Consider the following 23,450-nt stretch of genomic DNA (forward strand, 5'->3'; position numbering starts at 1 on the left):
GCGGATGAGATTCCGGCCGCTGCGTCCCAAACCCGCCCCGACGGGATCAGCCCTCGTCTCTCCCTCCGACCCGCCCGCCACGATGCGGGCTGCCGTGATCGACTCCGCAGCCGCCGGCACCCTGCGCACCGCCGAACTCGCCGTGCCCGCACCGGTGCTGAGCGAAGTGCTCGTGCGCGTCGTCGCCGCCGGGGTGAACCCGATCGATGCCGAGACGCGCCGCGGCGAGGGGGTCGCCGACGCGATCGCGCAATACCCCGCCGCCCTCGGCTTCGACTTCAGCGGGGTGGTCGTGAAGGCGCCCTTCGAAGCCTTCCCGTTCCCGGCGGGAACCGAGGTGTTCGGGATGGCGGCTTTTCCCCGCACGGGTGGAACCTACGCCGAGTACGTCGTCGCCTCCGCCCAGTCGATCGCCCGCAAACCCGCCTCCCTGTCCCACGTGGAGGCGGCCGGCGTTCCGTTGGATGCTCTGACCGCGTGGGGCGTCATCGTTGAGACGGCTCTCGCACACGAAGGCCAACGGATCCTGATCCACCCCGGGACGGGGGGTATCGGCCATTTCGCCGTGCAGTTCGCCGCCTACTTCGGTGCCCACGTCACCGCGACCGGCCCCGCCGGCAACGCCGACTGGCTGCGCAGTCTGGGGGCGGCCGTCGTCGTGGACCACGCCACGCAGCGGTTCGAGGACGTCGTCGGCGAGGTCGACGTCGTCATCGACCTCGTGGGCAACGGCCCGGACGACACCGCACGCCGTTCGGTGGCCGTGCTGCGCCCGGGCGGCCTCCTCATCGAGGTGCCCGAGAGCGGGTGGCCGGGGCACGCCGATGCCGCGGCCGCAGCGGGCGTCCGCGCGACCGGCTACAGGGTGATTCCCGACGGTGGGGTTCTGGCCACCATCGCCCGGCTCCTGGATTCAGGGGCGGTCCAGGTCTATATCGACCGCGTGTTCGAGCTCGCGGACGCAGCGGCGGCCCATGCCGAACTCGATCGGGGCCAGACACGCGGCACCTTGGTGCTGCGGATCAGCGACGACTAAGGCGCCGTCAGCACGCGCCGGCCCTCGGCCACGACCTCATCGGCGATCGCATCCAGCAGCGGTGAGGTGAGGTTCCACTGCTGCCAGAACAGGGGCACATCGATGGGCGGGCCGCCCAGGGGAACCAGGGCGCCGGAGGCAAGGTGGTCTTCGGACGGAAAACGCGGAAGAAGACCCCATCCCAGTCCCAGAATGATCGCGGTGGCGAAGTCGTGGGAGGCGGGGACGAGATGCCGAGGCGGCGTACCGGTGACGCCGCGGGCCGCGAGCCACTGTGATTGCAGGTCGTCGCGGCGGTCGAAGTCGACGACCGGGGCGACGGCGAGCCGGTCACCGTCCACACCGGCGGGAAACCACCGGGTGACGAACGCGGCACTGGCCACCGCCTCGTAGCGGAGCATCCCGAGCGGCCTGACCCGGCAGCCGGCCACCGCCGTCTCGCGAGAGGTGACCGCGGCCATCACCGTTCCCGATTCCAGCAGCGCGGCCGTGAAGTCCTGGTCGTCGCGGTGCAGTTCGAACACCACACGCCGCCGGTCGCTCAGCCGCGCCAGGGGCGCCAGAAACCACGTCGCCAGCGAATCCGCGTTCACGGCGAGCGGCACCACGGCCGTTCCCGAGTCATCGGCGCCGATCTCAGCGAGCGCGTCGTGCTCGAGGAGGTCGAGCTGCCGTGCCAGACGCACGATGGCGCGGCCGGCGTCGGTGGCGCGCACCGGTTTCGTGCGCAACAGCACCACGCGGCCGAGACGGTCTTCGAGCGCGCGGATGCGCTGGCTGACCGCAGAGGGCGTGATGTGCAGCCGGCGAGCTGCGGCGTCCAGCGTGCCCTCGTCGAGGACGACCGCCAATGTTCGAGCGAGATCCAGCGGAACCGACATGAAGCCATGCTAAAGGTTCAAAAGAATCCTGAACTGGACTTGTCACGATTGCGTCCGTACCGTCACAGTGTGCTCCCCGCCTTCCTCGCCGGCCTCGGTCTCGGCCTCTCCCTCATCGTCGCGATCGGCGCGCAGAACCTCTTCGTGCTGCGTCAGGGCGTGCGCCGTGAGCACGTGTTCGCGGTCGCCGCCGTCTGCGCGGTGTCCGACGCCCTGCTCATCGCCCTGGGCGTCTCGGGTGTGGGCCTGGTGCTGCAGGCGGTGCCGTGGCTCATCGGGGTCATCCGCTGGGCCGGTGCGCTCTTCCTCGTCGGATACGGCCTGCTCGCCGCCCGCCGTGCGTGGCGACCGACGGGCCGCGGGCTCACACCCGCCGAGGCGGATGCTGCGGCCGGCGCGCACACGTCCCGCGGCGGATCCCCGACGCGGACGGCTCCCCGGCTTGCTCCCGTCCTCCTCACCTGCCTCGCCCTGACGTGGCTGAACCCGCACGTCTACCTCGACACCGTCTTCCTCCTCGGCTCGGTCGCCACCGCCCAGGGCGACGACCGCTGGATCTTCGCCGCAGGAGCCATGATCGCCAGCATCCTATGGTTCTTCGGTCTGGCGTTCGGCGCACGCTATCTCGGGCGTTGGCTGTCGACAGCCCGCGCATGGCGCATCCTCGACGCGATCATCGCGGTCGTCATGATCGGCATCGCTGTGAGCCTCGTCCTGCCGCGGTGACGATGCGTCCCGCCCCGACATGCACGACGATGGGGTGATGCAACGGGTCCATGTCGTCGTCCGCGGCGTCGTTCAGGGTGTGGGCTACCGCTACACCGCTCGAGCCGAGGCGCAGGCCGGCGGGCTCAGGGGGTGGGTGCGCAACAGGCGGGACGGCTCTGTGGAAGCCGAGCTCGAAGGCGACACGGCGGCGGTGGAGGCGATGGTCGAGTGGATGCGGCATGGCCCGCCGGGAGCGGAGGTCGCAGAGGTGCAGACCGACCCGGTGGACGCGGAACACGGCGCGGGAACCCGGGCGGCCGGTTTCCAGGTGCTGCCGACGGAGTGATCCGGCTGCGACTCACTCGTCGAGGGGTCGGAGGATGCGGTCGACGAAACGCCGCGTGCGCTCCTCCCGCGGTCGCGTGAAGAGCTCTTCGGGAGCACCGCGCTCGAGGATCGCCCCCCGGTCGAAGAAGAGCACCTCGTCGGCGACCCGCCGCGCGAACTCGAGCTCGTGGGTCACGATGATCATCGTCCAGCCCTCTTCGGCCAACTCGCGGAGCACCGTCAGCACCTCCCCCACCAGCTCGGGGTCGAGCGAACTGGTGGGCTCGTCGAAGAGGAGAAGGTCCGGCCGCAACGCCAGGGCCCGGACGATCCCCACCCGCTGCTGCTGCCCCCCGGACAGCTGGAAGGGATAGACGTCGCGTTTTTCGAGGAGTCCGACGCGCTCCAGCAGCGCGTCCGCCCGCGCGACCGCGTCGGCGCGGGACATCCCGTGCGCATGCACCGGGCCCTCGATCACGTTCTCGAGGACGGTGCGGTGCGGAAAGAGGTTGTGGTGCTGGAACACCATCGCCGATCGATCCCGGAGCGCCGAGCGGTCCGACTTCGCCACGCGCTCCGCGAAGTCGACGACCGGTCCGCCGTCGAAGGCGACCAGGCCGGCATCGGGCGTCTCCAGTGCGTTCAGGCACCGCAGGACGGTCGTCTTTCCCGAGCCGCTCGGCCCGATGAGGACGACGACCTCGCCCCGGCGCACCTCGAAGTCCACGCCGTCGAGCACATGGTTCGACCCGAAGCTCTTCTGCATCCCGGTCACCGTCAGCAGAGGGCGGTCGCCGCCCGCCGCCGGCGGGGCGAGCGGGTCCGGCCCGCGGAGATCATCGCGCGACATAGCGATCGAGCCTCCTCTCGAGGAGATTCTGCCCCGTGGAGAGCACCAGGCAGAACGCCCAGTAGATGGCCGCGGCTTCGAGGTAGATGATCATGAACTCGTAGGTGAACGCTGCGATGTTCTCCGCGCGGCGGAAGAGCTCGGTGACGAGGATGAGGGACGCCAGCGACGTGTCCTTCACGAGGGAGATGAAGGTGTTGGACAGCGGGGGAACCGATACGCGGGCCGCCTGCGGGAGCACGATCCGGGTGAGGGCTCGCGCGGGAGAGAATCCGACCGTGTGCGCGGCCTCCCACTGGCCCTTGGGCACCGAGAGGATCGCGGCGCGGATGACCTCGGCGGCGTACCCGCCCACATTGAGAGAGAACGCGATGATCGCCGCGGGCCACGGATCCATCACCACGCCGATCGAGGGCAGGCCGTAGAAGATCACGAACAGCTGCACGAGGAGGGGTGTGCCGCGGATGACGGAGACGTAGAAGCGGGCCACCGCTGACAGGAGGGCGTTGCCCGATAGCCGGAGCAGCGCGACCCCCAGGGCAAGGACGAGGCCGAGGGCGAAGGAGGCGAGGGCCAGCGGGATGGTGCCGGTGAGCCCCGCCAGCAGCAGCGGCCAGAAGGAGTCCACGACGAGCGTCCACGTCTCGTTCACGGGCGCTCCTCCTCGACGTCGGGCTTACTCGGTGACGTCCGCGCCGAAGTACTTCTCGCTGATCTCGGCGAGCACTCCTTCTTCGCGCAGTTCGGCCAGGGCGGCGTCGACGGCGTCGACCAGCGCCTCCCGGTCCTGGGTGAAAGCGAACGCGTTGTACGCGGGGTCCTCCGTCTCGGCCGCGATCTTCAGACCGGTCGGCCCCTCGCTCTTCTCGTAGTCGAGGAAGGTCAGATTGTCGTTGACGGTGGCATCCACGCGTCCCTGCTGCAGCAGGGCGACGGCCTGCGCCCATCCCTCGACCGGCTCCACGGTCGCACCGCTCTCCGTGGCCAGCTCATACCAGTTGCTCGTCAGCGACTGGGCGGTCGTCTTGCCGGCGAGGTCGTCGAAGCTCGAGATGGATGCGTCGTCCTCGGCGACCACGATGACGCCGGGCGAGACCGTGTACGGCTCGCTGAAGAGATACTTCTCTTCCCGCTCGGGGTTGATCGAGACCTGGTTGGCGATGACATCGAATCGGCCGGCGTCAAGACCGGCGAAGATCGCATCCCACTGCGTCTCCTGGAACGTCACGTCCAGGTCGAGCTTTTCCGCGACGGCTTCCGCGATCTCGACATCGAAGCCGACGAGATCGCCCGACGCGTCATGGAAGGTGAAGGGCCGATAGGTGCCCTCGGTGGCGACGGTGAGTGTGCCGGGTGAGACGAGACCGTACTCCTCGCCCGCGGCCGTGGCGCCCGGCTCCGTCGCGCCGCCGCTGCACGCGGTGAGGGCAAGGACGAAGCCCACGGCGAGAGTGACGGCGGGAAAGCGACGAGAAAGCATGAGGATCCTGACGTCTCGGGAGGAAGGCGGTCCGCGCCGATCGGTGGCATTTTGCGCCGACAGAGGAGTACAGCACGGGATGAACCGAGGCGGAATTCGCGTTACGCCGCGTTGCACGCTTTCCGCGCCCGCACAAGAACGAAGGGCCCCGCCCGGAGGCGGAGCCCTTCGTGAGAAGCGTGGATCAGGCGAAGACGTTGACGTCCAGCGGGATGCCGGGGCCGAACGTGGTCGACACCGAACCCTTCTGGATGTAGCGGCCCTTGGCGCTGGAGGGCTTCAGGCGGACGATCTCTTCGAGCGCGGCGTTCAGGTTCTCGTCGAGCTGGTCGGCGGAGAACGAGGCCTTGCCCACGACGAAGTGCACGTTGGCGTGCTTGTCGACGCGGAACTCGATCTTTCCGCCCTTGATCTCCTCGACGGCCTTGGCCGGGTTCGGGGTGACCGTACCGGTCTTGGGGTTGGGCATGAGGCCGCGGGGGCCCAGCACCTTACCCAGGCGACCGACCTGACCCATCAGCTCGGGGGTGGCGACGGCCGCGTCGAAATCGGTCCAGCCACCGGCCACGCGCTCGATGAGCTCGGTGCCGCCGACCTCGTCAGCACCCGCCGCGATCGCCGCTTCGGCCGCGGGGCCGTTCGCGAACACGATGACGCGGGCGGTCTTGCCCGTGCCGTGCGGAAGCATGACGGTGCCACGCACCATCTGGTCTGCCTTACGCGGGTCGACGGCGAGCTTGAGCGCGACCTCGACGGTCGAGTCGAACTTCTTCGATCCGGTCTCCTTCGCCAGGGCGACAGCCTCGGCGGGAGTGTAGAACTTGTCGGCCGCGATCTTCTCAGCAGCGGCGCGGAATGCCTTGGACTTGGTAGCCATGTTCTTATCCCCCTCAGTCCTCGACCGTGATGCCCATGGAACGGGCGGTGCCCGCGATGATCTTCGAGGCGGCCTCGATGTCGTTCGCGTTCAGGTCGGGCTGCTTGGTCTCGGCGATCTGACGGACCTGATCCTTGGTGAGCTTGCCCACCTTGGACGTGTGCGGGGTCTGCGAGCCCTTCGCGACGCCGGCGGCCTTCTTGATCAGCTCGGCGGCGGGCGGGGTCTTCAGGATGAAGGTGAAGCTGCGGTCCTCGTAGACGGTGATCTCCACGGGGATGACGTTGCCGCGCTGCGACTCGGTCGCGGCGTTGTACGCCTTGCAGAACTCCATGATGTTCACGCCGTGCTGACCGAGCGCGGGCCCGATCGGCGGCGCGGGGTTGGCGGCGCCGGCATTGATCTGGAGCTTGATCAGGCCGGTCACCCGCTTCTTCGGTGCCATGTGTTTCCTCACTGTCGTGCGCCCGGCGGGCGCGCTGCCACGAACCAGGCGAATCCTGGCAGTGGTGGGGGTTCGCTGCCCGATGGGGGCAACCACACAAGTATAGCCGGGGCGACCGCCCGGGGGCACTCCGCGTCCAGGCACGACCCGCCGCTGCGGATCACCCGCCGTAGGTCGCGACCAGGCGCCGGCCGATCTCGGCGAGCTCCCGCCGCACGCTCACCGGTTCCACCACTTCCACCCCGCCGCTCCAGCCGGCGAGCTGCTCGGCGAGGGCCACCGCATTCTGTGCCCGCACCTCCACGCGCGTGCGGTCGTTCCCGGCGTCCCCCATGACGCGGGCGTACCGCCCGAACTGCGCGCACAGCGGTCCGGCGACGGCGGCGTCGGCGAGCACGAGGGCGGATGCTGCGCTGCGATGCCCCTCGACCGCTTCCACCATCTCGTCCCACGCCTGCTCCGGCGAGAAGTCCGCGGGCGCTCGCCCCACCGCGTGCGCCGCGCCCAGCTCACGGATACGGTCCAGCCGATACGTCCGAATCCGCGACGTGTCGGCGATTCCGGTCTCCGGTGCCGGCGGCGCTGCCAACAGGTACCAGGCATCGCCGCGCCGCCCGACGACCAGCGGCACCAGCGCACGCGCGTTCCCATCGCGATACGCCACGTCCACCGCCCGCTGGGTGGCGATCGCCTCCTGCAGCATCCCCGCCGCGGCAGGCGGCTCGGGGGCGGCGTTGCGTCCCCAGGATCGACCGCTGATCGTTGCGGCGACGACCCGTTCGGCCGCGTCACGGAACGGAGGCGGCAGCGCTCGCAGCATCTTCCGTTCGGCACGGACCGCCGCATCCGATTCGGTCGCAGTCCGCGCCAGCCGCAGAACAAGGGCGAAGGCTTCCGGCCCCGTCAGGCCCGTCAGGTCGGTGCGGGCTCCGCCGATCAGCTGCCACCCTCCCCCGCGGCCCGGGCGCGGGTAGATGGGCACTCCCGCCGCGAGCAGGGCCTGCAGGTCGCGCCGGGCGGTGGGCACCGAGACCTCGAGTTCCGCAGCGAGCTGAGCCGCGGTGACGGTGCCGCGTGCCTGCAGCACCAGAAGAGCTTGGATCAACCGGTCGGCTCGCATGCTCCCAGAATCCCAGGAAAAGTGATCGTGCGGTGATCACTTTGAGCGGAAGAGTGGACTCATGACGAAGAAGGAGAACGACATGTTCCGTGGACTGGCAAACCTCAACCTCGTCGCCGCCGATATGGCGGCCGCCGTCTCCTGGTACGCCGAGGTGCTGGGTGCTCCGCCGTACTTCGTGCGCCCCGAGAGCGGACCCGTCGAATACGCCGAGTGGCGGTTCGGCGACGACGAGGACGAACTCGCCCTCATGTCCAGCGCTTACCGTCCCCCGTTGCCGGCGCCGGGCGGCGCACTGGTGAGCATGCACGTCGATGACATCCGCGCGAGCGTCGACCGCCTGGTGGGGTCGGGCGCCGACGTGTTCGACCCGATCACCCCGCGCGGGGAGGGGTGGTGGTCTGCGTCGATCGTCGACCCGTTCGGCAACCTCCTCGGACTCATCCAGAGCCCGCACTGGGCGGCCCGGCACGAGTGACGCGAAACGCCCCGCCGGCCGGAGCCGAGCGGGGCGTTTCGAGGCGTCGCGCCTACAGCTTGGTGACCTGGTCGAAGCTGAGCTCGACCGGCGTCTCGCGCTCGAAGAGGGAGACCAGCACGGTGAGCTTGCCGCTCTCCGGCTTGATCTCGCTGATCGAGCCGGGGAGACCCGCGAACGAGCCCTCCTTGATCGTGATGGTCTCGCCGATCTCGAAGTCGACCTCGGCGGGGATGCTGCGCGCCACGGCCTGGCCGCCCTTGGCGGAACCGGCCTTGGTGGGCGCGACCTCCTTGACCTCCACGAGGCTCTTCAGCATGGTGAAGGCCTCCTCGAAGCGCAGCGGCGTGGGGTTGTGGGCGTTGCCCACGAAGCCGGTGACACCCGGGGTGTGACGGACGACCGACCACGTGTCTTCGTTGAGCTCCATGCGCACGAGCACGTAGCCCGGGATCCGGACGCGCGTAACCATCTTGCGCTGGCCGTTCTTGATCTCGACGACGTCCTCCATGGGGACCTCGACCTGGTAGATGTCGTCCTCCACCTCGAGGGTGGACTTCCGCTGCTCGATGTTGGCTTTCACCTTGCGCTCGAAGCCGGCGTAGGAGTGGATGACGTACCACTTGCCCGGCAGCATCCGAAGCTCGGTCCGGAACGCCTCGTAGGGGTCCGCGTCCTCATCGTCCTCAGCGGCGTCGGTCGCGTCGTCCGCGACGGCAGCCTCCTCCGCGGTGGCAGCGTCCTCAGCGGTGGCGTCGTCCATGGCGACGGAGTCGTCCTGGTCGCCCGCCGTGACGATGTCATCGGGGTTGACCGTGGGGTCGAAGCCTTCGGGTTCTTCCGCGGCGTCGGCGGGATCGACCGAAGCCTCCACCTCGTCCACGACGCCGGCGGCTTCGGTGACCGACTCCACGAAGTCGGGATCCAGCACCGGCTCGTCGGGCTCGCCGTTCACATCCGGTCCGTCGTAGGGGGTCACGTCCGGCTCCTCCGCATTGTGGTCGGCCGCCTCGTCGGCGAGCGATTCGGCGAGCGCCTCCGCGGCGGCTTCCACCTCCGCTGCCTCGTCGATGGTCAGCGCGTCGTTCACGATCGCGTCGGCCTCGGGGTCGTCGATCAAGATGTCCTCGTCCGCGAAGGTGTCGACGTCACCCGTGTCGTCGCCGTCTTCCACGACGTGGATGGCACTCTGCTCGGCCGGTGCCACGGATCGCTCCTCGGCGGCGAGCTGGTTGCCCTCCTGCGCTTCGTCGTCCTCGCTGGACTGCTCGGCGGCCGTCGCCCAGTCGGCGTCGTCGTTGTATCTCTCAGACAATTGTGATCTCTTCCGTTGATGGTGCGGGCGTCGAAGCCGCTCCGCAAGCGCTCACGGCGCAGGTCAGGGGGCGGAGCCGCCTGGCACGCCGAAGACCGCCGTGGTAATCCAGACGAACAGCACGTCCAGTCCGTAGACCAGCGCCATCATGATGACGACGAAGGCGAGCACGACGGCCGTGAACTTCAGCAGCTCGGAGCGGGTCGGGGTGACCACCTTCCGAAGCTCCGCGAACACCTGGCGGACGAATATGGCGATGCGCGCGAAGAAGTTGGGCCTCTTCTCGCGTGGCGCGTCGCGTCCTGCGACCACCTCGCCTCTCGGCTCATCCTGGACCATCGCACCTACCTGGGTTGCCTACCGTGTGCCAGCATGCGCCAGCGCGCAGGGCGGACAGGAATCGAACCTGCAACCTGCGGTTTTGGAGACCGCTGCTCTGCCAATTGAGCTACCGCCCTAGAGGCCGTGAGGCCCCGGGATGCCCGCACTCCGCCACCGTGACCTGTCCGAAAGGGGGTCGGCCCGACCGGCGGGCACGGCGAAAGAATGCAGACTTTCCTGCAGGGGAAGTCTACGTCATCCCTTTCCCACCCGCGAACCCGCTCAGCGAGTGCACGGGGTGAAGACGGCGGTGACCAAGACCGGGTCGTCGAATGTCACGGTGACCACGATCCCGTCTTCGGACGCCCACGCCTGCTGTTCCGGCGCGTCCGACGCCGAACGGATCCGGTCCCACGTCTCCGGGTCGAGCTCGGCCCCGAGGGCGCCCACCTGAGCATCGACGGCGTCCACCGGCGCGGTGACGGGGAGTGTGCCCGTGGCCACGAGTGCGTGCTGCGTCCCCTCGCCATCCTCGCCGCACGCCTGCTCGGACTCCGGCGCCGTCTCGACCGTGCGGAGGATCGCCGGGTCGGCGTCGGAGAGGACCCCGACCAGATCGTCGAAGACCTCCCGCGTCTCGCTGCGCACTTCCGCCGGGTCGGGACCGAAGGTGCACGCAGTCAGCGCTGTCGCGCACACAGCGAGGGCGAGGACGGCTCCGGCGAGCCGGATGCGCGGTTGCCGCGTCATGGGCGGATCACCTCCTGCACTTCGAACGTCGCCGGATCGGGCGCGGCGACGGGCACGCCGAGGCCCGCGAGCTGTTCGACCAGCCACCCGTCGTGCCAATCCGCGACGTTGCACGGCGCGGAGGACGCCTCGAAAGCCGTGGCGGGCACGTCGTGCTGGATCACCGCACGACAGCTGGCGTCAGCCTCGATCTGCGGACGATAGGCGTCCTGGCTCACGCCGGCGCTCTCCGCGGCAGCGAACTGCGTCGAGTAGCGGTCCCATTGATACCAGTGCATGGCTTCGTGGACGAAGATCGGCCAGATGTTCGCGCGGGTGGCACCCGGATCCCAGGCCAGGAAGACCCGGTTGCGGAATTTGCTGTCGTAGCATCCGCCGAGAGCGATCCGGTAGGTCTCGTCGGCCGCCGCGAAGCCGCAGTTCTGCGGGCCGCCGTCGTAGACGATCTGCACCGCCGATGCTCCGATGCCGTCCAGCAGCGCGCGAGCCTCACCATCCCCGCCGGGCATCCCGTCGCCGCCCGGATTGGGCGCCGACACGGCGGGTGCCGCATCCTCGGCCAGAAAGGCCTCGTTCGAGGCGACCGCACCGTTCCACAGCGACTCGGCATCCCGGTACGCGGTGCGCTGCGTCTGGATCTGGGCGGCGATTTCGGCGGTTCCCTCGAAGGCCGCCGTGACGACGGTCTGCTGGCCTGTGGTGACCGCGCGTGCGGCCAGCGCGCGCTCCTGCGCGTCTCGGACTGCCCACCAGATTCCTGCCCCGGCCGCTGCCAGCACCACCACCGCGATCACGGCGACGAGCCAGATCACACGACGCCGGCGCCACCTCCGCACCCCTGAGGCGAGGGCTCCCGAAACGTCGCCCTGGTCGGTCACGGGGACAGGAGCGGGAGCGTCGGCGGGGAGGGTCATCAGGCGACGCGGATGAGCTTCTTATTGACGAACTCGTCGGCACCGAGGAGCCCCAGCTCACGGCCGGTGCCGCTGCGCTTGACTCCGCCGAAAGGCAGCTCGGGCGAATCGGCGAGCACCACGTTCACGTAGACCATGCCCGCGTCGATCCCGTCGGCCACCCGTTCTGCCTGCTCCGGGTCGGTCGTGAACACGTACGACCCCAATCCGAATCCGGTGTCGTTCGCGATGGCGACCGCCTCCTGCTCGCCGGATGCCCGGTAGACGACGCCCACGGGTCCGAAGAACTCCTCGCGGTACGCATCCATGTCGCTCGTGACGCCGGTGAGCACCGTGGGCGCGAAGAACGCGCCGTCGCGCGTACCGCCCGCGACGAGTGTCGCGCCCTGCGCGACGGCCCGCTCGACCTGTTCCGCGAGGCGTTCGGCGGCCGCAGCGGATGAGAGCGGGCCGAGGACCGTGTCCTCGGCAAGCGGGTCGCCGACCTTCGCCGCGCTCATGGCGGCGGTGAACTTGTCGAGAAACGCCTCGTACAGCTCATCGACGACGATGAAGCGCTTCGCGGCGTTGCACGACTGTCCGGTGTTGTCCAGGCGCGCGTCGACGGCGGACTGCACGGTGCCGTCGAGGTCGTCGGTGGACAGCAGCAGGAACGGGTCGGAACCACCCAATTCGAGCGCCACCTTCTTCAGGTTCCGTCCGGCGATCTCGGCGACGGCCGCTCCGGCGCGCTCCGATCCCGTCACCGAGACACCCTGCACGCGCGGATCGGCGATGATCGCGGCGGCCTGGTCGTTGGTGATGCGGACGTTGACGTACGCGCCCTCCGGGAAGCCGGCGTCGCGGTAGAGGAGCTGCAGCGCCTCGGCCGACTCCGGGCACTGCGGAGCATGCTTGAGCAGGATGGTGTTGCCCACAGCGAGGTTGGGCGCGGCGAACCGCGCCACCTGGTAGTACGGGAAGTTCCACGGCATGATGCCCAGCAGCACGCCCAGCGGCGACCGGCGGATCACCGCGCTCCCGTCGCCGGAGATGTCGAGCGGCTGGTCGCCGGTGAACTCCTCGATGTGGTCGGCGTAGAACTCGGTGATGTCAGCGGCGAAGTCGACCTCGCCGAGTGCCGCCTCCAGGGGCTTTCCCATCTCCCGCACGATGATCGCTGCGAGCAGGTCACGACGCTCGCGGTGCAGTTCGGCCGCGCGGCGCAGGAGCGCGGCCCGGTCGGCGACGGAGGTGCGCGACCACGTCCGGTAGGCGTCGGAGGCCGCGGCGATCGCCCCCTCGACGCCACGGTCGGTCAACGTGTCGTATTCGGCCAGCCTTTCCCCTGTGGCGGGGTTGACGACGGCGTATTCGCTCATGACGTTCCTTTCGCTCTCATACAGTCTGCCGCCGGCGGCGCGCGCTCGCGGGGGCGTCCTTCGACAGTGTCTCCCCACGGAAGAACGCAGGACGGCGGACGGCCTGCCAGATCATGACCACGATCCCGAGGCCGATGATCGTGACACCCAGCACGAAGACGCTGCCCACGCCGAACCATTCCGTCCCGCTGCCGTAGTCGGGGTCGAGGCTCTCCACGAGGGTGACGGCGAACAGGCCCGCGAGGATGATGCCGCCCACAAGCGGGAAGAGGAGCGTGAAGAAGACGTCGCGCACCGAATCGAACCACTGCCGGCGGAAATACCACACGCACGCGAAGGCCGTGAGCCCGTAGTAGAAGCAGATCATCAGCCCGAGGGTGGTGATGGTGTCCCACAGCACGTTCTCGTTGACGAACCGCATGATGGCGTAGAAGACCGAGGCGACGACCGCCGACACGATGGTGGCGTAGCCCGGCGTGAAGAACCGCGGGGTGACCTGCGCGAATTTGGGCGGAAGGGCGCCGTAGTGGCCCATCGCCAGGAGCGTGCGCGCGGGCGAGACGAACGTCGACTGCAAAGAGGATGCCGAGCTGGTCAGTACGGCGAGCGACACGAGGAAGGCGAGCGGGCCGAGAACCGGTCCGCTCAGATAGAAGAAGACGTTGTCCTGGATGTCGGGGTTGCCCAGGCCCAGCTCCCCCTCCCCCGTACCCGCGAACGCGAGGAGCGCGAGCGAGATGAGCAGGTACAGCACCACGATCGTGACAACGGTGAGGGTGGCCGCCCGACCCGGAGTCTTCTCGGGATCCTTCGTCTCCTCATTCATCGTGAGGGTGACGTCCCATCCCAGAAGATGAAGATCGACAGCGAGAGCCCCGCCACGACGGCGGTGAACGATCCCACGGCGAAGGGGTTGAACCAGCTCAGCTCCGGTGGGCTCGCGTCGAACGCATTCCCCTGGGCGACGTGGACGAAGGCGGCGATCGAGAAGACCACGAGTACCAGCACCTGGAATGTCACGAGGACGTACTGCAGTTTCTGGGTGGTCTGCATGTCGCGGTAGGAGACCAACGTGGCGCCCAGCATGAACAGGAGGCACACGGCGACGTTGATGAACGGGTTGAAGGCCAGCTCGGCGATCGTGCCCGGGCTGCCCGCGATCTGGTCGATGAGCAGGAAGAGGAACTCCACCGCGATCCCGGCCAGATTGGAGAGCACGAGAATCGTGGCGGCGATGAGGCCCCACCCCGCCATCCACCCCACCCACGGTCCGAAGGCCCGAGCCGCCCACGTGAACGACGTGCCGGAGTCGGGCATCTGCTTGTTCAGTTCGCGGTACCCGAAAGCGACGAGCAGCATCGGGATGAAACCGACGAGGATGATGGCGGGCACCTGGAAGCCGACCTCCGACACCGTGGGACCGAGGGCGGCCGTCAGCGTGTAGGCGGGTGCGATGCACGAGATGCCGATGACGATGGCCCCGAGCAGACCCACCGTCCCCGCAGACAGCCCCTTCTTCGAGAGTCCGCCGGCGCCGTCGCCGGTCGTGGCCGCGGGCGACCCGCTTCTCGGAGCGGTCATGGGCGCCCTCCTTCTTCCGGGCGCGTGCGGGGCACGACGATGAGGGGAACGGGAAGTTCGCGGAGCATCTTGGCCGCGGTGGAACCGAGGAAGAGCCGGCGCGGCTGCGCGAGTCGGCTCGAGCCGACGATCGCGATCTCGCTCTGATCCCACGTCAACGCCCCGACGGCCTCTTCGACGCTGTCGCCGCGGGCGAGGACCACGTCGGCGCTGATCGCCTCGGGGAGCGATGCTCGTGCCTGTTCGAGCACACGCTGGGCGTGCGCGGCGCCGGCGACCCGGATCGCGGCGGTGTCCAGTCCCGCGGGCAGGTCGATCGTCTCGAGCGAGACCAGGCGAAGCGGGACGGATGCTGCGGCGGCGAGGGCGACCGACTCCTCCAACAGCACGTCGGCCCCCGCGCGTGTGCCCACGGCGGCGGTGACCCGGGACAGGCCCGCCGAGGGGTCGATGCGTCGCGACCCCTCGGGGGCGAGGACCACGGGGACGTCGGAGGTGTGCAGCAGCTCGCTCGCGACCGACCCGAGGAAGTGCCGGCCGCGGATTCCGCCGTTCGCCGCGCCCACGACGAGGTACGCCGCATCCACCTCCCGCGCGGTGTGCCAGAGCCCCTCCGCGAACGATTCGCCGTACCGGACGCTGCCCCGGTGGCGCACTGCTTGGCCGAGTTGCTGCTGTGCGTCGGCGAGCCATTCCTCCGCGCGCGCACGGACGAGCCGCCCATATCCGGCGTCCGGGGGCGTGATGACGCTGCGGGCCGCGTCGGGCAGGACGATCACGATTTCCAGTGGCGCGTCGATGGCGGCCGCGAGGCGTGCGGCCACCGCGAGGGCGTCGGCTCCGGCGTCGGTCGCGGTGTACCCCACGGCGATCGGGCGGCTCATGCGCGAGCCTCGGTCACGATCGCGTCGGCCACGCGCCGCCCCATCCGGATGGCGCCGTCGACGTGCTGGTAGCCCGCCCCGGCGAGGTCGCTGCAGGCGAAATGGATCGGGCCGACCGGGGTCCGGGCGTCGGCGTTGTAGCGGGCCAGCCCGCCGAGATCGAAGCTCGCGGCGTAGGCGCCGCGCGTCCATTCCTCAGCCCCCCAGTCGCTTTCGTAATACACGACCGGGTTCTTGGCCTCGGACCCGTAGTAGTGCGACAGCGACTCCAAGATGAGCTCCTTGCGCTGGGCGGCCGGAAGGCGGAAGAGGTCGTCGGCGTGGCGGTCGGAGACGAAGCCGACGAGGGTGCCCCGGGGATCGCCATGGTTGGTGTTGTCGTAGGCCTCGTGGCAGATCTCGTACGGGCTGAACGCCGTCGCCGACAACCCCTGCTCGCGCCAGAACGGCGTCTCGTACACGGCGTGCACCTTGATGACGAAACCCATCGACAGGTGCTGGTGCATCTGCTGCTGCAACCGCGGGAGCGGGGGGTGGAAGGAGATGCGCGGGTACAGCACCGGTGCCAGCGCGAGCACGGCGTAGCGGGCGCGGACGATGACCTCGTCGGTCGTCGCGGTCACGCCACCGGTTCCCGGCCCCGTCGCAGACTCCCACGCGAGTTCGCGCACCGGCTGGCCGAGCACGACGTCATCTCCGAGCCGCTCAGCCAGCAGCAGCGGCACCTGCTGGAGTCCTCCCACGACACGCTTGTCGAGGATGAAGTCGGCGTCGACCAGGTGCGAGAAGCTCCCCGCGCTCGCCGCCATCAGCAGCGCCTGGAGCGCCGAGAACGCGTGGGCGGGCTTGGTCAGCATGGCTCCGGCGATGAACAGCGCCACATTCTCGCGCGCCTCGATGTCGTCGGTCTCGCGCGCCAGCCACTCCTCGAACGAGACGCGGTCGAGCGCTGCCGCGGCGGGGTGTCGCTCGGGGGCGTCCGGGTCGATCTCGGCCACGAGCGCGTCGAGCTTCTCGATGAGTTCGACCATCGCGCGTTCGGTTTCGGGAGCCACCGGGAAGATGTCTCCGGTGAACCGGGTGGGCGTGCCGTCGCGGCCGATGTACACGCTGTCGCCCTGACGGTAGCGGGGGTACGTTTCCAGCCCCAACTCATCGAGGGTCTGGATGAGCGCGTCCTGGTCGGGCGAGACCCACTGGCCCCCGATCTCCAGCATCGCGCCGTCGATGACGTCGGTCCACAGTCGGCCGCCGACGCGGTCACGCGCTTCCAGCACCGCCACCGACAGGCCGGCCGTGCGCAGGGCGTTCGCGGCGGTGAGCCCCGCCGCCCCGGCTCCGACGACCACGACGTCCCTCGTCAGCTCTCTCATGCTCGCCCCCCTCGACCGTTGCGGCGCTCAGGCCTGCTGGAGGACGCCGGAGAGGACGTCGAGGCCCTCGACCAACAGATCATCGCCGATCGACAACGGCGGGAGGAAGCGGATGACGTTGCCGTACGTGCCGCAGGTCAGCACGATCACGCCCTCGGCCAGGCACGCCTTCGCCACGGCGGAGGTGAGAGCCGCATCGGGGGCACCCGAGGCCGGGTCGACGAACTCGGCGGCGACCATCGCGCCGAAGCCGCGGACATCCCCGATCCGGGGGTCCTCGTCCTGCATGGAGCGCAGGCGCCGCTGCAGGATCTCGCCGAGCTCGCGTGCGCGCTCGACGAGGTTCTCGGTCTCGTACACCTCGAACGCCGCCAGCGCCGCGGCGCACGCGATCGGGTTGCCCCCGTAGGTGCCGCCGAGCCCGCCGGCGTGCGCGGCATCCATGATCTCGGCCCGACCGGTGACGGCGGCCAGCGGCAGGCCGCCGGCGATGCCCTTGGCGGTGGTGATCAGATCCGGGATGATCCCGAACAGCTCGCTCGCGAACATCGCACCCGTCCGGGCGAAGCCGCTCTGCACCTCGTCGGCGATGAACACCACGCCGTTCGCCCGACACCAATCCGCGAGGGCGGGAAGGAACCCCTCGGCGGGGACGATGAATCCGCCCTCGCCCTGGATCGGTTCGATGAGCAGGGCCGCGAGGTTGTCGGCGCCGATCTGCTTCTCGATCACCGAGATGGCTTTCGCCGCCGCATCCGGCCCGCTCAGCCCATCGCGGTACGGATACGACATCGGGGCGCGGTAGATCTCCGACGCGAAGGGACCGAAGCCGCTCTTGTACGGCATGCTCTTGGCCGTCAGCGCCATCGTGAGGTTCGTCCGCCCGTGGTAGGCGTGGTCGAAGGCGACGACCGCTTGGCGCCCGGTGGCCTTCCGTGCGATCTTGATGGCGTTCTCCACCGCCTCGGCGCCGCTGTTGAACAGCGCGCTCTTCTTGGTGTGGTCCCCCGGGGTGAGCCGGTTGAGCGCCTCGGCGACGGCGACGTACGACTCGTACGGCGAGATCATGAAGCACGTGTGGGTGAAGCGTGCCACCTGCTCCTGCACAGCTGCGACGACCGCCGGGTGGGCGTTCCCGATGGTCGTGACCGCGATGCCCGAACCGAGGTCGATCAGCGAATTGCCATCGGCATCCACGACGACACCCCCGCCGGCGGCGACCGCCGCGATCGGGGCGGTGTGTCCGACTCCGGACGCCACAGCCGCGGCCTTCCGCTCGAGGATCTCGCGCGAGCGGGGACCGGGGAGATCGGTGACGAGCCGGCGCACCTGAGGCAACGACGGCCCGCCGACGGACGAGAGAACGGCGGATTGGCTCATGGCGGCGATGCTAGGCAGGCGCCACGGGGCCCGCACTCGCCGTCATGTACATTCGACCCGAGTCCGTGTACGTCGCGGACATCCGGACGGAAGGAGAGTGCGTGGTCGACCCCTCCGCCTCCTCCGCGACCGTCCGCACACTGGTCATGCGTCCGGATCTGCACCTGCGCCTGGCCACACCGGAGGAGGCCCTCGAACCCGGGGCGTGGGAGCGGCCGGTGCGGTGGGTGCACAGCAGCGACCTCGCCGACCCGACGCCCTTCCTCTCCGAGGGGCTCGTGCTGTTGACGACCGGCACGCAGTTCGCGGACGGGGCGGACGACGAGGAGACCTTCCGCGCCTATGTCCGGCGCCTGCGCGACCGCGGGGTCGCAGCGCTCGGATTCGGCACCGAGGTGGTGCGGCCCGGGATCCCGCCGTTGCTGGAAGCGGCCTGCGTGGCGGTCGGGATGCCGCTGTTCGAGGTGCCCTATCGCACGCCCTTCATCGCGGTGGCACGCGCGAACGGCGAGGCGGTCGCCGCAGAGTCCTACGCGCGACGGACCTGGGCGCTGGCGGCGCAGCGAGCGGTTTCGCTCGCCGCGCTCCGCCCCGACGGACTCCACGCCACCCTCGCCGAGCTCGCGCGCCAACTCGGGGCGTGGGTGGGGCTCTACGACACCGCCGGCGCGCTGCGGCGCGAGCATCCGGTGGGGGCTCTGGATGCGAGCATCCGGGACGACCTCGCCGCCGAAGTCGCCGCCGTGCTCCGCCGCGGCGCGCGGGCGGGCTCGGCGATGCGCATCGGCGATGTGCCCTTCTCCCTCCAGACGCTCGGCCGCGGGGGGCATCTCCGGGGCGTCCTGGCGATCGCCGCGGGTGATCTGGACGCCGAGAGTCGCGCCGTCGTCACGTCGGTGATCGCGATGGCCGGTCTCGCGCTCGAACAGAACGAGGGCGTGCAGCGCGCTCAGGGGATGCTGCGGGCCGGCGTCGTCCAGGCCCTGCTGGCCGGCGAGGTCGCGCTCGCCCGGCGCTTCGTCCGGGAACTCGGTGGCAGCCTGCCCGCCGGGTCGATGACGGTCATCGTGGCGGAGGGGAACGCCGCGCAGCTGGAGAACGTCGCCGAGTGGCTCGCCGCGTCGACCATGGAGCCGATCTTTTTCGGCCGCGGGCCCGAGGGTCTTGTCGTCGCCGTCGCGCCGGGCTCCGCCCTGCCCGAGGCGCTCGTGGAGCGCTTCCCCGTGCGTGTGGGCGTGTCCGCTCCGGCGGGGTGGCCCGAATTCGCCCGCGCGCACGACGAGGCGCTGGCCGCGCTCCGCCGACAACGTGGGCGAGTCGCACGGTTCGGGGAAACCGCCGCCTCCGGAGTGCTCGGCGCGTTGGACAGCGACCTCGCCCGGGTGCTGGCGGCAGCATCCCTCGCCCCCCTGGTCGATCACGACCGGACGCGCGGCACGGAACTGGTCTCGACCCTCCGCGCGTGGCTGGAGAACGACGCGCGCATCGATGCGACGGCCGCCGCGCTCGGGGTGCACCGCCATACGGTGCGCACCCGGATCGCCCAGGCCGAGTCGGTGCTCGGCTCCGATCTGTCGTCCTTCCCCGCCCGCGCCGAGCTGTGGGCGGCCCTGCAGGTCGCGCGGCTCTGACCTGCGCCGCGGCGGAATTCTTCGGCGCCGAGCGGTTGTTCCAACTCGTGACGCTGGTCGGGTACTACAGGATGGTGGCGACCCAGCTCGCCGTATTCGATATTCAGCCGCCACATGGCGCCTGAGGAGGACGAGATGACCGTGTCCAACGAAACCAGTCGCGACATCATCGACGCCGAGGGCGGACCCGACGCAGAGCCGATGCTCGACGCCGAGGATTTCAAGGCCGCCTTCCGCAACCACCCCGCCGGCGTCGCCGTCATCACCGCCGAGGGCACCGACGGACCGGTCGCCCTGACGGCCACGTCCGTGTCGTCGGCGAGCGTGACCCCGCCTCTCCTGGTCTTCTCGGTCTCGGAGCTGTCGTCGAGCGCCCCGACGATCCGGCAGGCCGAGACGGTGGTCGTGCATCTCCTCGAGGCCGAACAGCTGCAGATCGCGAAGCTCGGCGCGACGAGCGGCATCGACCGGTTCGCCGACACGTCGCTGTGGACCCGGCTCCCCACCGGCGAGCCCTACTTCCCCGCCGCCTCCTCCTGGATCCGCGGCCGTGTCGTCGGCACGGTGTCAGCCGGAGTCGCCACGGTCATCCTCGTTCAGGCGCTCGAGGCGCACACGCAGGATCCGGATGCCGCGGGCACCACGCATCCGCTGGTCTACCACAACCGCACATGGCACCGGCTCGGAGATCACTCGCGCATCGACTGAGGTCGCCCCGCGTCAGCGCGGGGCGTGCGCCTCGAGGAACTCGTAGACCTCGGTGGTGTCGACGCCGGGAAAGGCGCCCGTGGGGAGCGTCGCCAGCAGGGTGCGCGGCGTGCGGACGTTCGGCCACGCGAATGCGCGCCACGACGATTCCAGCCCGGCCGGGGCCCGGCGGCAGCACGTTTCGACCGAATGCTTCGACACGCCGCGGTTCGGGGTGTCGCGGCCGAGGAACCACTTCGTGTCGTCGAAGCGGACGCCCACGCTCACCGAGTGCGCGCCTTCGCTGGAGGCCTCCACCCGCGCCGTGCACCAGTACGTGCCGTTGCCGGTGTCGGTGTACTGGTAGTACGGGTTGAAGCGATCGTCTTCGTCGAAGACCACACGGCTCGTCCACCGTCGGCAGCACATCTGTCCCTCGATCGACCCCAGCCGGTCGGTCGGGAAGTTCACGTCGTCGTTCTCGTAGGCCTTCGTGATCGTGCCCGACTCGTGCACCTTGAGGAAGTGCACCGGGATGCCCAGGTGCACCGTCGCGAGGTTGGTGAACCGGTGCGCCGCCGTCTCGTACGACACGGAGTACGCGTCGCGGAGATCCTCGATGCTGATCGCCCGGGACGCCTTGGCGTCGGAGAGGAAGGTCACGGCCGACTCCTCCGGAACCAGCAGCGCACCGGTGAGGTAGTTCGTCTCCACCCGCTGACGGAGGAACTGCGCATAGCTCGTGGGTTCGCTGTGGCCGAGGATGCGGCTGGACAGCGCCTGCAGCACCGCCGTGCGCGGGTCGCCTTTCGCCGTCAGGCGGCTGGAGAGGTACAGGCGGCCGTTCTTGATGTCCGCGACGCTGCGGGTGGTCTGGGGCAGATCGGGAACGTAGTGCAGCGTGAAGCCGAGATGGCCGGCGATGTCGCTCGCGCTGCGCTGGGTGAGCGGGCCGCCCGGGTGACCGACGGCGGCGAGGATGCTGCGGGCGCTGTCTTCCAGCTCGGGGAAGTAGTTGTCTTGCTTGCGCATGAGGCGCCGGAGCGCGACGTTGGCACGGCGGGCCTCCTCGGGGGTGGCCGCCCGCTCGTCCCGCAGCCGGTCGATCTCCCCCTGCAGCGCGAGCATCGTTTTCAGCACGTCGTCGGGCACAGACTTGCCCACCCGGAAGGGCGCGATCCCGAGTGCCTGGAAGGTCTGGCCGCGCATCGCCTTCTCCAGCGCGATCTCCATGGTTGCGCGCTCATTCAGCGGCTCGGAGGCGAGAAGAGCGTCGAGCGTCGTCCCCAGGGCGCGTGAAATGGCCTGCAGCATCGTGAGCTTGGCCTCGCGCCGGCCGTTCTCGATCATCGACAGCTGGCTGGGGGCTCGCCCGACGGCGCCGGCGAGTTCTTCGAGGGTGAGGCCGCGCGCGCTGCGCAGTTGCCGGATGCGCCGTCCGATCGTCAGGGGGTCCACTCCCTCATCGTCGGGAAGATCGGCGGGATCCGACAGGGCAGCAGCGGTGCTCATGCGCGCAGTCTGTCACGTATGCAGAAGTTTCTGGAAAGTTCACACCGACATCGTCTGCTCGGTGCGGGGAAGGTCACGGATGGTGGACTCACGACCAGCCGCCGAGGCCTCCGCCCCGGCATCCGAACAGGAGAACCGACATGACGATCCACGCCACCCCGGGCTCGGCACCCCTCCGCGCCGGAGACCAGACGCAGACCGCCACCGAGCTCGAAGAAATCTGGGCGACCGACCCGCGGTGGGACGGCGTCGAACGCACCTACACCGCAGCGGATGTGGTCCGCCTGCGCGGATCGGTGCGCGAGGACGCGACGCTCGCTCAGCGCGGGGCGGAGAACCTGTGGAACCTCCTCCACACCGAGGACTACGTGCGGGCCCTGGGCGCCTACACCGGCGGCCAGGCCGTGCAGCAGGTGCGCGCGGGCCTCAAAGCCATCTACCTCTCCGGATGGCAGGTCGCCGCCGATGGAAACCTGGCCGGACAGACCTACCCCGACCAGAGCCTGTACCCGGCCAACTCCGTTCCCTCCGTCGTTCGCCGGATCAACAACGCGCTGCTGCGGCAGAACCAGATCGAGCACGCCGAGGGCCAGGCGACGCAGGACTGGCTCGCTCCCATCGTCGCGGACGCCGAGGCGGGATTCGGTGGACCGCTCAACGCCTTCGAACTCGCCGCCTCCCTCGTCCAGTCGGGGGCCGCCGGCATCCACTGGGAAGACCAGCTGGCCAGCGAGAAGAAATGCGGCCACCTCGGCGGCAAAGTGCTCGTTCCCACGCAGCAGCACATCCGCACGCTCAACGCCGCGCGGCTCGCTGCCGACGTCGCGGGCGTGCCCACCGTGATCATCGCGCGCACCGACGCCCTCGCCGCGGACCTCCTCACCAGCGACGTCGACGAGCGGGACCAGGAGTTCCTCACCGGCGAGCGCACCCCCGAGGGCTTCTACCGCGTGCGACCGGGATTGGATGCGGTGATCAGCCGCGGTCTGGCGTTCGCGCCGTATGCCGACCTGCTGTGGGTGGAGACCGGTGAGCCCGACATCGAGCTCGCGCGGGCTTTCGCCGCGGCCATCCACGAGCGGTTCCCCGGCAAACTGCTGGCCTACAACTGCTCGCCGAGCTTCAACTGGAAACGGCACCTCGACGACGCGCAGATCGCGACGTTCCAGGAGGAACTCGCCGATCTCGGCTACAAGTTCCAGTTCATCACCCTGGCCGGCTTCCACGCCCTCAACTACTCGATGTTCGACCTCGCCCGCGGATACGCCGAACGCGCCATGAGCGCGTACGTGGAACTGCAGGAGGCCGAATTCGCGGCCGAGAAGGACGGCTACACCGCCACCAAGCACCAGCGCGAGGCGGGCACCGGCTACTTCGACGTCGTGTCCACGGCGCTCAACCCCGACAGCGCCACCCTCGCCCTGGCCGGCTCCACCGAGCGCGCCCAGTTCCACTGAGCCCGGGTTCGGGGCGCGTCCCGTGCTTTGGGGCGCAGCATCCCTCGCCCCACCGCACATTCTCCGCCCCACACCCTCCACT

The 23,450-nt window shown here is 69.7% G+C and carries 23 protein-coding genes, 1 tRNA gene and 1 pseudogene; 7 read left to right on the top strand and 18 right to left on the bottom strand.

Annotation, left to right across the window (positions count from 1 at the left end):
• The first annotated feature begins 4 nt into the window (after positions 1-4).
• Positions 5-1,036 (top strand): NADP-dependent oxidoreductase, encoded by a 1,032-nt coding sequence (locus tag AC4FS1_RS17015; RefSeq protein WP_491156962.1) that lies wholly within the window; start codon positions 5-7, stop codon positions 1,034-1,036.
• Here the strand turns inward: AC4FS1_RS17015 and AC4FS1_RS17020 are convergent.
• Positions 1,033-1,917: a LysR family transcriptional regulator ArgP gene (locus tag AC4FS1_RS17020; RefSeq protein ID WP_491156964.1), complete on the bottom strand. Its 885-nt coding sequence runs from the start codon at positions 1,915-1,917 to the stop codon at positions 1,033-1,035. The genes AC4FS1_RS17015 and AC4FS1_RS17020 overlap by 4 nt on opposite strands.
• Positions 1,918-1,986: 69 nt before the next feature.
• Between AC4FS1_RS17020 and AC4FS1_RS17025 the strand changes: the two genes are divergently transcribed.
• Positions 1,987-2,643, top strand: coding sequence for a LysE/ArgO family amino acid transporter (locus tag AC4FS1_RS17025; RefSeq protein WP_491156965.1), 657 nt, complete (start codon positions 1,987-1,989; stop codon positions 2,641-2,643).
• A gap of 37 nt (positions 2,644-2,680) precedes the next feature.
• Positions 2,681-2,971 carry an acylphosphatase gene (locus AC4FS1_RS17030; RefSeq protein ID WP_491156967.1) on the top strand — a complete coding sequence of 97 codons (291 nt, stop codon included), beginning with the start codon at positions 2,681-2,683 and terminating at the stop codon, positions 2,969-2,971.
• 12 nt (positions 2,972-2,983) lie between these two features.
• On the opposite strand, the gene AC4FS1_RS17035 is transcribed toward AC4FS1_RS17030, so the two are convergent.
• From AC4FS1_RS17035 to AC4FS1_RS17060, 6 genes are all read right to left on the bottom strand, one after another.
• Positions 2,984-3,802: an amino acid ABC transporter ATP-binding protein gene (locus AC4FS1_RS17035; protein ID WP_491156969.1), complete on the bottom strand. Its 819-nt coding sequence runs from the start codon at positions 3,800-3,802 to the stop codon at positions 2,984-2,986.
• Complete coding sequence (locus AC4FS1_RS17040) at positions 3,789-4,454, bottom strand: amino acid ABC transporter permease (protein WP_491156970.1); 666 nt, start codon at positions 4,452-4,454, stop codon at positions 3,789-3,791. Before AC4FS1_RS17040 ends, AC4FS1_RS17035 begins: the two co-directional genes overlap by 14 nt.
• A gap of 24 nt (positions 4,455-4,478) precedes the next feature.
• The gene (locus AC4FS1_RS17045; protein ID WP_491156972.1) at positions 4,479-5,282 is read right to left on the bottom strand and encodes an amino acid ABC transporter substrate-binding protein; all 804 of its coding nucleotides are present in this window, start codon (positions 5,280-5,282) and stop codon (positions 4,479-4,481) included.
• 184 nt (positions 5,283-5,466) lie between these two features.
• Positions 5,467-6,159: a 50S ribosomal protein L1 gene (gene rplA, locus AC4FS1_RS17050; protein ID WP_491156973.1), complete on the bottom strand. Its 693-nt coding sequence runs from the start codon at positions 6,157-6,159 to the stop codon at positions 5,467-5,469.
• A 13-nt stretch (positions 6,160-6,172) separates the two neighbouring features.
• Positions 6,173-6,604, bottom strand: coding sequence for a 50S ribosomal protein L11 (rplK, locus tag AC4FS1_RS17055; RefSeq protein ID WP_491156975.1), 432 nt, complete (start codon positions 6,602-6,604; stop codon positions 6,173-6,175).
• A 160-nt stretch (positions 6,605-6,764) separates the two neighbouring features.
• Positions 6,765-7,724 carry a helix-turn-helix transcriptional regulator gene (locus AC4FS1_RS17060; protein WP_491156977.1) on the bottom strand — a complete coding sequence of 320 codons (960 nt, stop codon included), beginning with the start codon at positions 7,722-7,724 and terminating at the stop codon, positions 6,765-6,767.
• 61 nt (positions 7,725-7,785) lie between these two features.
• Between AC4FS1_RS17060 and AC4FS1_RS17065 the strand changes: the two genes are divergently transcribed.
• Complete coding sequence (locus AC4FS1_RS17065) at positions 7,786-8,202, top strand: VOC family protein (protein WP_491156979.1); 417 nt, start codon at positions 7,786-7,788, stop codon at positions 8,200-8,202.
• Between the two features lie 52 nt (positions 8,203-8,254).
• On the opposite strand, the gene nusG is transcribed toward AC4FS1_RS17065, so the two are convergent.
• The 10 genes and pseudogenes from nusG to gabT form a co-directional block, all read right to left on the bottom strand.
• The gene (gene nusG, locus AC4FS1_RS17070; protein ID WP_491157086.1) at positions 8,255-9,292 is read right to left on the bottom strand and encodes a transcription termination/antitermination protein NusG; all 1,038 of its coding nucleotides are present in this window, start codon (positions 9,290-9,292) and stop codon (positions 8,255-8,257) included.
• 288 nt (positions 9,293-9,580) lie between these two features.
• Positions 9,581-9,856: a preprotein translocase subunit SecE gene (secE, locus tag AC4FS1_RS17075; RefSeq protein WP_491156981.1), complete on the bottom strand. Its 276-nt coding sequence runs from the start codon at positions 9,854-9,856 to the stop codon at positions 9,581-9,583.
• A gap of 46 nt (positions 9,857-9,902) precedes the next feature.
• Positions 9,903-9,975: transfer RNA gene (locus tag AC4FS1_RS17080), tRNA-Trp, on the bottom strand.
• Positions 9,976-10,120: 145 nt separating this feature from the next.
• Complete coding sequence (locus AC4FS1_RS17085) at positions 10,121-10,588, bottom strand: hypothetical protein (protein WP_491156982.1); 468 nt, start codon at positions 10,586-10,588, stop codon at positions 10,121-10,123.
• Entirely contained in the window at positions 10,585-11,502 is a 918-nt protein-coding gene (locus tag AC4FS1_RS17090) for a hypothetical protein (RefSeq protein WP_491156983.1), read from the bottom strand. The genes AC4FS1_RS17085 and AC4FS1_RS17090 overlap by 4 nt, the downstream gene beginning before the upstream one ends.
• A complete protein-coding gene (locus AC4FS1_RS17095) occupies positions 11,502-12,863 on the bottom strand; it encodes an NAD-dependent succinate-semialdehyde dehydrogenase (RefSeq protein ID WP_491156985.1) in 1,362 nt (453 codons plus the stop codon). The genes AC4FS1_RS17090 and AC4FS1_RS17095 overlap by 1 nt, the downstream gene beginning before the upstream one ends.
• A gap of 16 nt (positions 12,864-12,879) precedes the next feature.
• A pseudogene (locus AC4FS1_RS17100) lies at positions 12,880-14,444 on the bottom strand (APC family permease).
• On the bottom strand, positions 14,441-15,328 hold the full coding sequence (locus tag AC4FS1_RS17105) for a universal stress protein (protein ID WP_491156987.1): 888 nt from the start codon (positions 15,326-15,328) through the stop codon (positions 14,441-14,443). The pseudogene AC4FS1_RS17100 and the gene AC4FS1_RS17105 overlap by 4 nt, the downstream one beginning before the upstream one ends.
• A complete protein-coding gene (locus tag AC4FS1_RS17110) occupies positions 15,325-16,701 on the bottom strand; it encodes a flavin monoamine oxidase family protein (RefSeq protein ID WP_491156989.1) in 1,377 nt (458 codons plus the stop codon). Before AC4FS1_RS17110 ends, AC4FS1_RS17105 begins: the two co-directional genes overlap by 4 nt.
• A gap of 27 nt (positions 16,702-16,728) precedes the next feature.
• A complete protein-coding gene (gabT, locus tag AC4FS1_RS17115) occupies positions 16,729-18,081 on the bottom strand; it encodes a 4-aminobutyrate--2-oxoglutarate transaminase (protein WP_491156991.1) in 1,353 nt (450 codons plus the stop codon).
• Positions 18,082-18,182: 101 nt separating this feature from the next.
• Between gabT and AC4FS1_RS17120 the strand changes: the two genes are divergently transcribed.
• Both AC4FS1_RS17120 and AC4FS1_RS17125 read left to right on the top strand, forming a co-directional pair.
• Complete coding sequence (locus tag AC4FS1_RS17120; RefSeq protein WP_491156993.1) at positions 18,183-19,712, top strand: PucR family transcriptional regulator; 1,530 nt, start codon at positions 18,183-18,185, stop codon at positions 19,710-19,712.
• Between the two features lie 135 nt (positions 19,713-19,847).
• Positions 19,848-20,420: a flavin reductase family protein gene (locus tag AC4FS1_RS17125; RefSeq protein WP_491156995.1), complete on the top strand. Its 573-nt coding sequence runs from the start codon at positions 19,848-19,850 to the stop codon at positions 20,418-20,420.
• A 12-nt stretch (positions 20,421-20,432) separates the two neighbouring features.
• Here AC4FS1_RS17125 and AC4FS1_RS17130 read toward each other — a convergent pair whose 3' ends face one another.
• Positions 20,433-21,911: a helix-turn-helix domain-containing protein gene (locus AC4FS1_RS17130; RefSeq protein ID WP_491156997.1), complete on the bottom strand. Its 1,479-nt coding sequence runs from the start codon at positions 21,909-21,911 to the stop codon at positions 20,433-20,435.
• Between the two features lie 140 nt (positions 21,912-22,051).
• On the opposite strand from AC4FS1_RS17130, the gene aceA reads away from it, so the two are divergent.
• Positions 22,052-23,368: an isocitrate lyase gene (gene aceA, locus AC4FS1_RS17135; protein WP_491156999.1), complete on the top strand. Its 1,317-nt coding sequence runs from the start codon at positions 22,052-22,054 to the stop codon at positions 23,366-23,368.
• Positions 23,369-23,450: the final 82 nt, after the last annotated feature.

This window comes from Microbacterium sp. Z12_35 (assembly GCF_058310475.1).

Bases quoted from the DNA above. Each gene is read 5' to 3' on its own strand.
- AC4FS1_RS17085 (WP_491156982.1), bottom strand. From the start codon at position 10,588: ATGACGCGGCAACCGCGCATCCGGCTCGCCGGAGCCGTCCTCGCCCTC.
- AC4FS1_RS17020 (WP_491156964.1), bottom strand. From the start codon at position 1,917: ATGTCGGTTCCGCTGGATCTCGCTCGAACATTGGCGGTCGTCCTCGAC.
- AC4FS1_RS17130 (WP_491156997.1), bottom strand. From the start codon at position 21,911: ATGAGCACCGCTGCTGCCCTGTCGGATCCCGCCGATCTTCCCGACGAT.
- AC4FS1_RS17090 (WP_491156983.1), bottom strand. From the start codon at position 11,502: ATGACCCTCCCCGCCGACGCTCCCGCTCCTGTCCCCGTGACCGACCAG.
- rplA (WP_491156973.1), bottom strand. From the start codon at position 6,159: ATGGCTACCAAGTCCAAGGCATTCCGCGCCGCTGCTGAGAAGATCGCG.
- AC4FS1_RS17110 (WP_491156989.1), bottom strand. From the start codon at position 16,701: ATGAGAGAGCTGACGAGGGACGTCGTGGTCGTCGGAGCCGGGGCGGCG.
- AC4FS1_RS17105 (WP_491156987.1), bottom strand. From the start codon at position 15,328: ATGAGCCGCCCGATCGCCGTGGGGTACACCGCGACCGACGCCGGAGCC.
- secE (WP_491156981.1), bottom strand. From the start codon at position 9,856: ATGGTCCAGGATGAGCCGAGAGGCGAGGTGGTCGCAGGACGCGACGCG.
- AC4FS1_RS17015 (WP_491156962.1), top strand. From the start codon at position 5: ATGAGATTCCGGCCGCTGCGTCCCAAACCCGCCCCGACGGGATCAGCC.
- AC4FS1_RS17035 (WP_491156969.1), bottom strand. From the start codon at position 3,802: ATGTCGCGCGATGATCTCCGCGGGCCGGACCCGCTCGCCCCGCCGGCG.
- AC4FS1_RS17095 (WP_491156985.1), bottom strand. From the start codon at position 12,863: ATGAGCGAATACGCCGTCGTCAACCCCGCCACAGGGGAAAGGCTGGCC.
- gabT (WP_491156991.1), bottom strand. From the start codon at position 18,081: ATGAGCCAATCCGCCGTTCTCTCGTCCGTCGGCGGGCCGTCGTTGCCT.
- aceA (WP_491156999.1), top strand. From the start codon at position 22,052: ATGACGATCCACGCCACCCCGGGCTCGGCACCCCTCCGCGCCGGAGAC.
- AC4FS1_RS17045 (WP_491156972.1), bottom strand. From the start codon at position 5,282: ATGCTTTCTCGTCGCTTTCCCGCCGTCACTCTCGCCGTGGGCTTCGTC.
- rplK (WP_491156975.1), bottom strand. From the start codon at position 6,604: ATGGCACCGAAGAAGCGGGTGACCGGCCTGATCAAGCTCCAGATCAAT.
- AC4FS1_RS17065 (WP_491156979.1), top strand. From the start codon at position 7,786: ATGACGAAGAAGGAGAACGACATGTTCCGTGGACTGGCAAACCTCAAC.
- AC4FS1_RS17125 (WP_491156995.1), top strand. From the start codon at position 19,848: ATGACCGTGTCCAACGAAACCAGTCGCGACATCATCGACGCCGAGGGC.
- AC4FS1_RS17030 (WP_491156967.1), top strand. From the start codon at position 2,681: ATGCAACGGGTCCATGTCGTCGTCCGCGGCGTCGTTCAGGGTGTGGGC.
- AC4FS1_RS17060 (WP_491156977.1), bottom strand. From the start codon at position 7,724: ATGCGAGCCGACCGGTTGATCCAAGCTCTTCTGGTGCTGCAGGCACGC.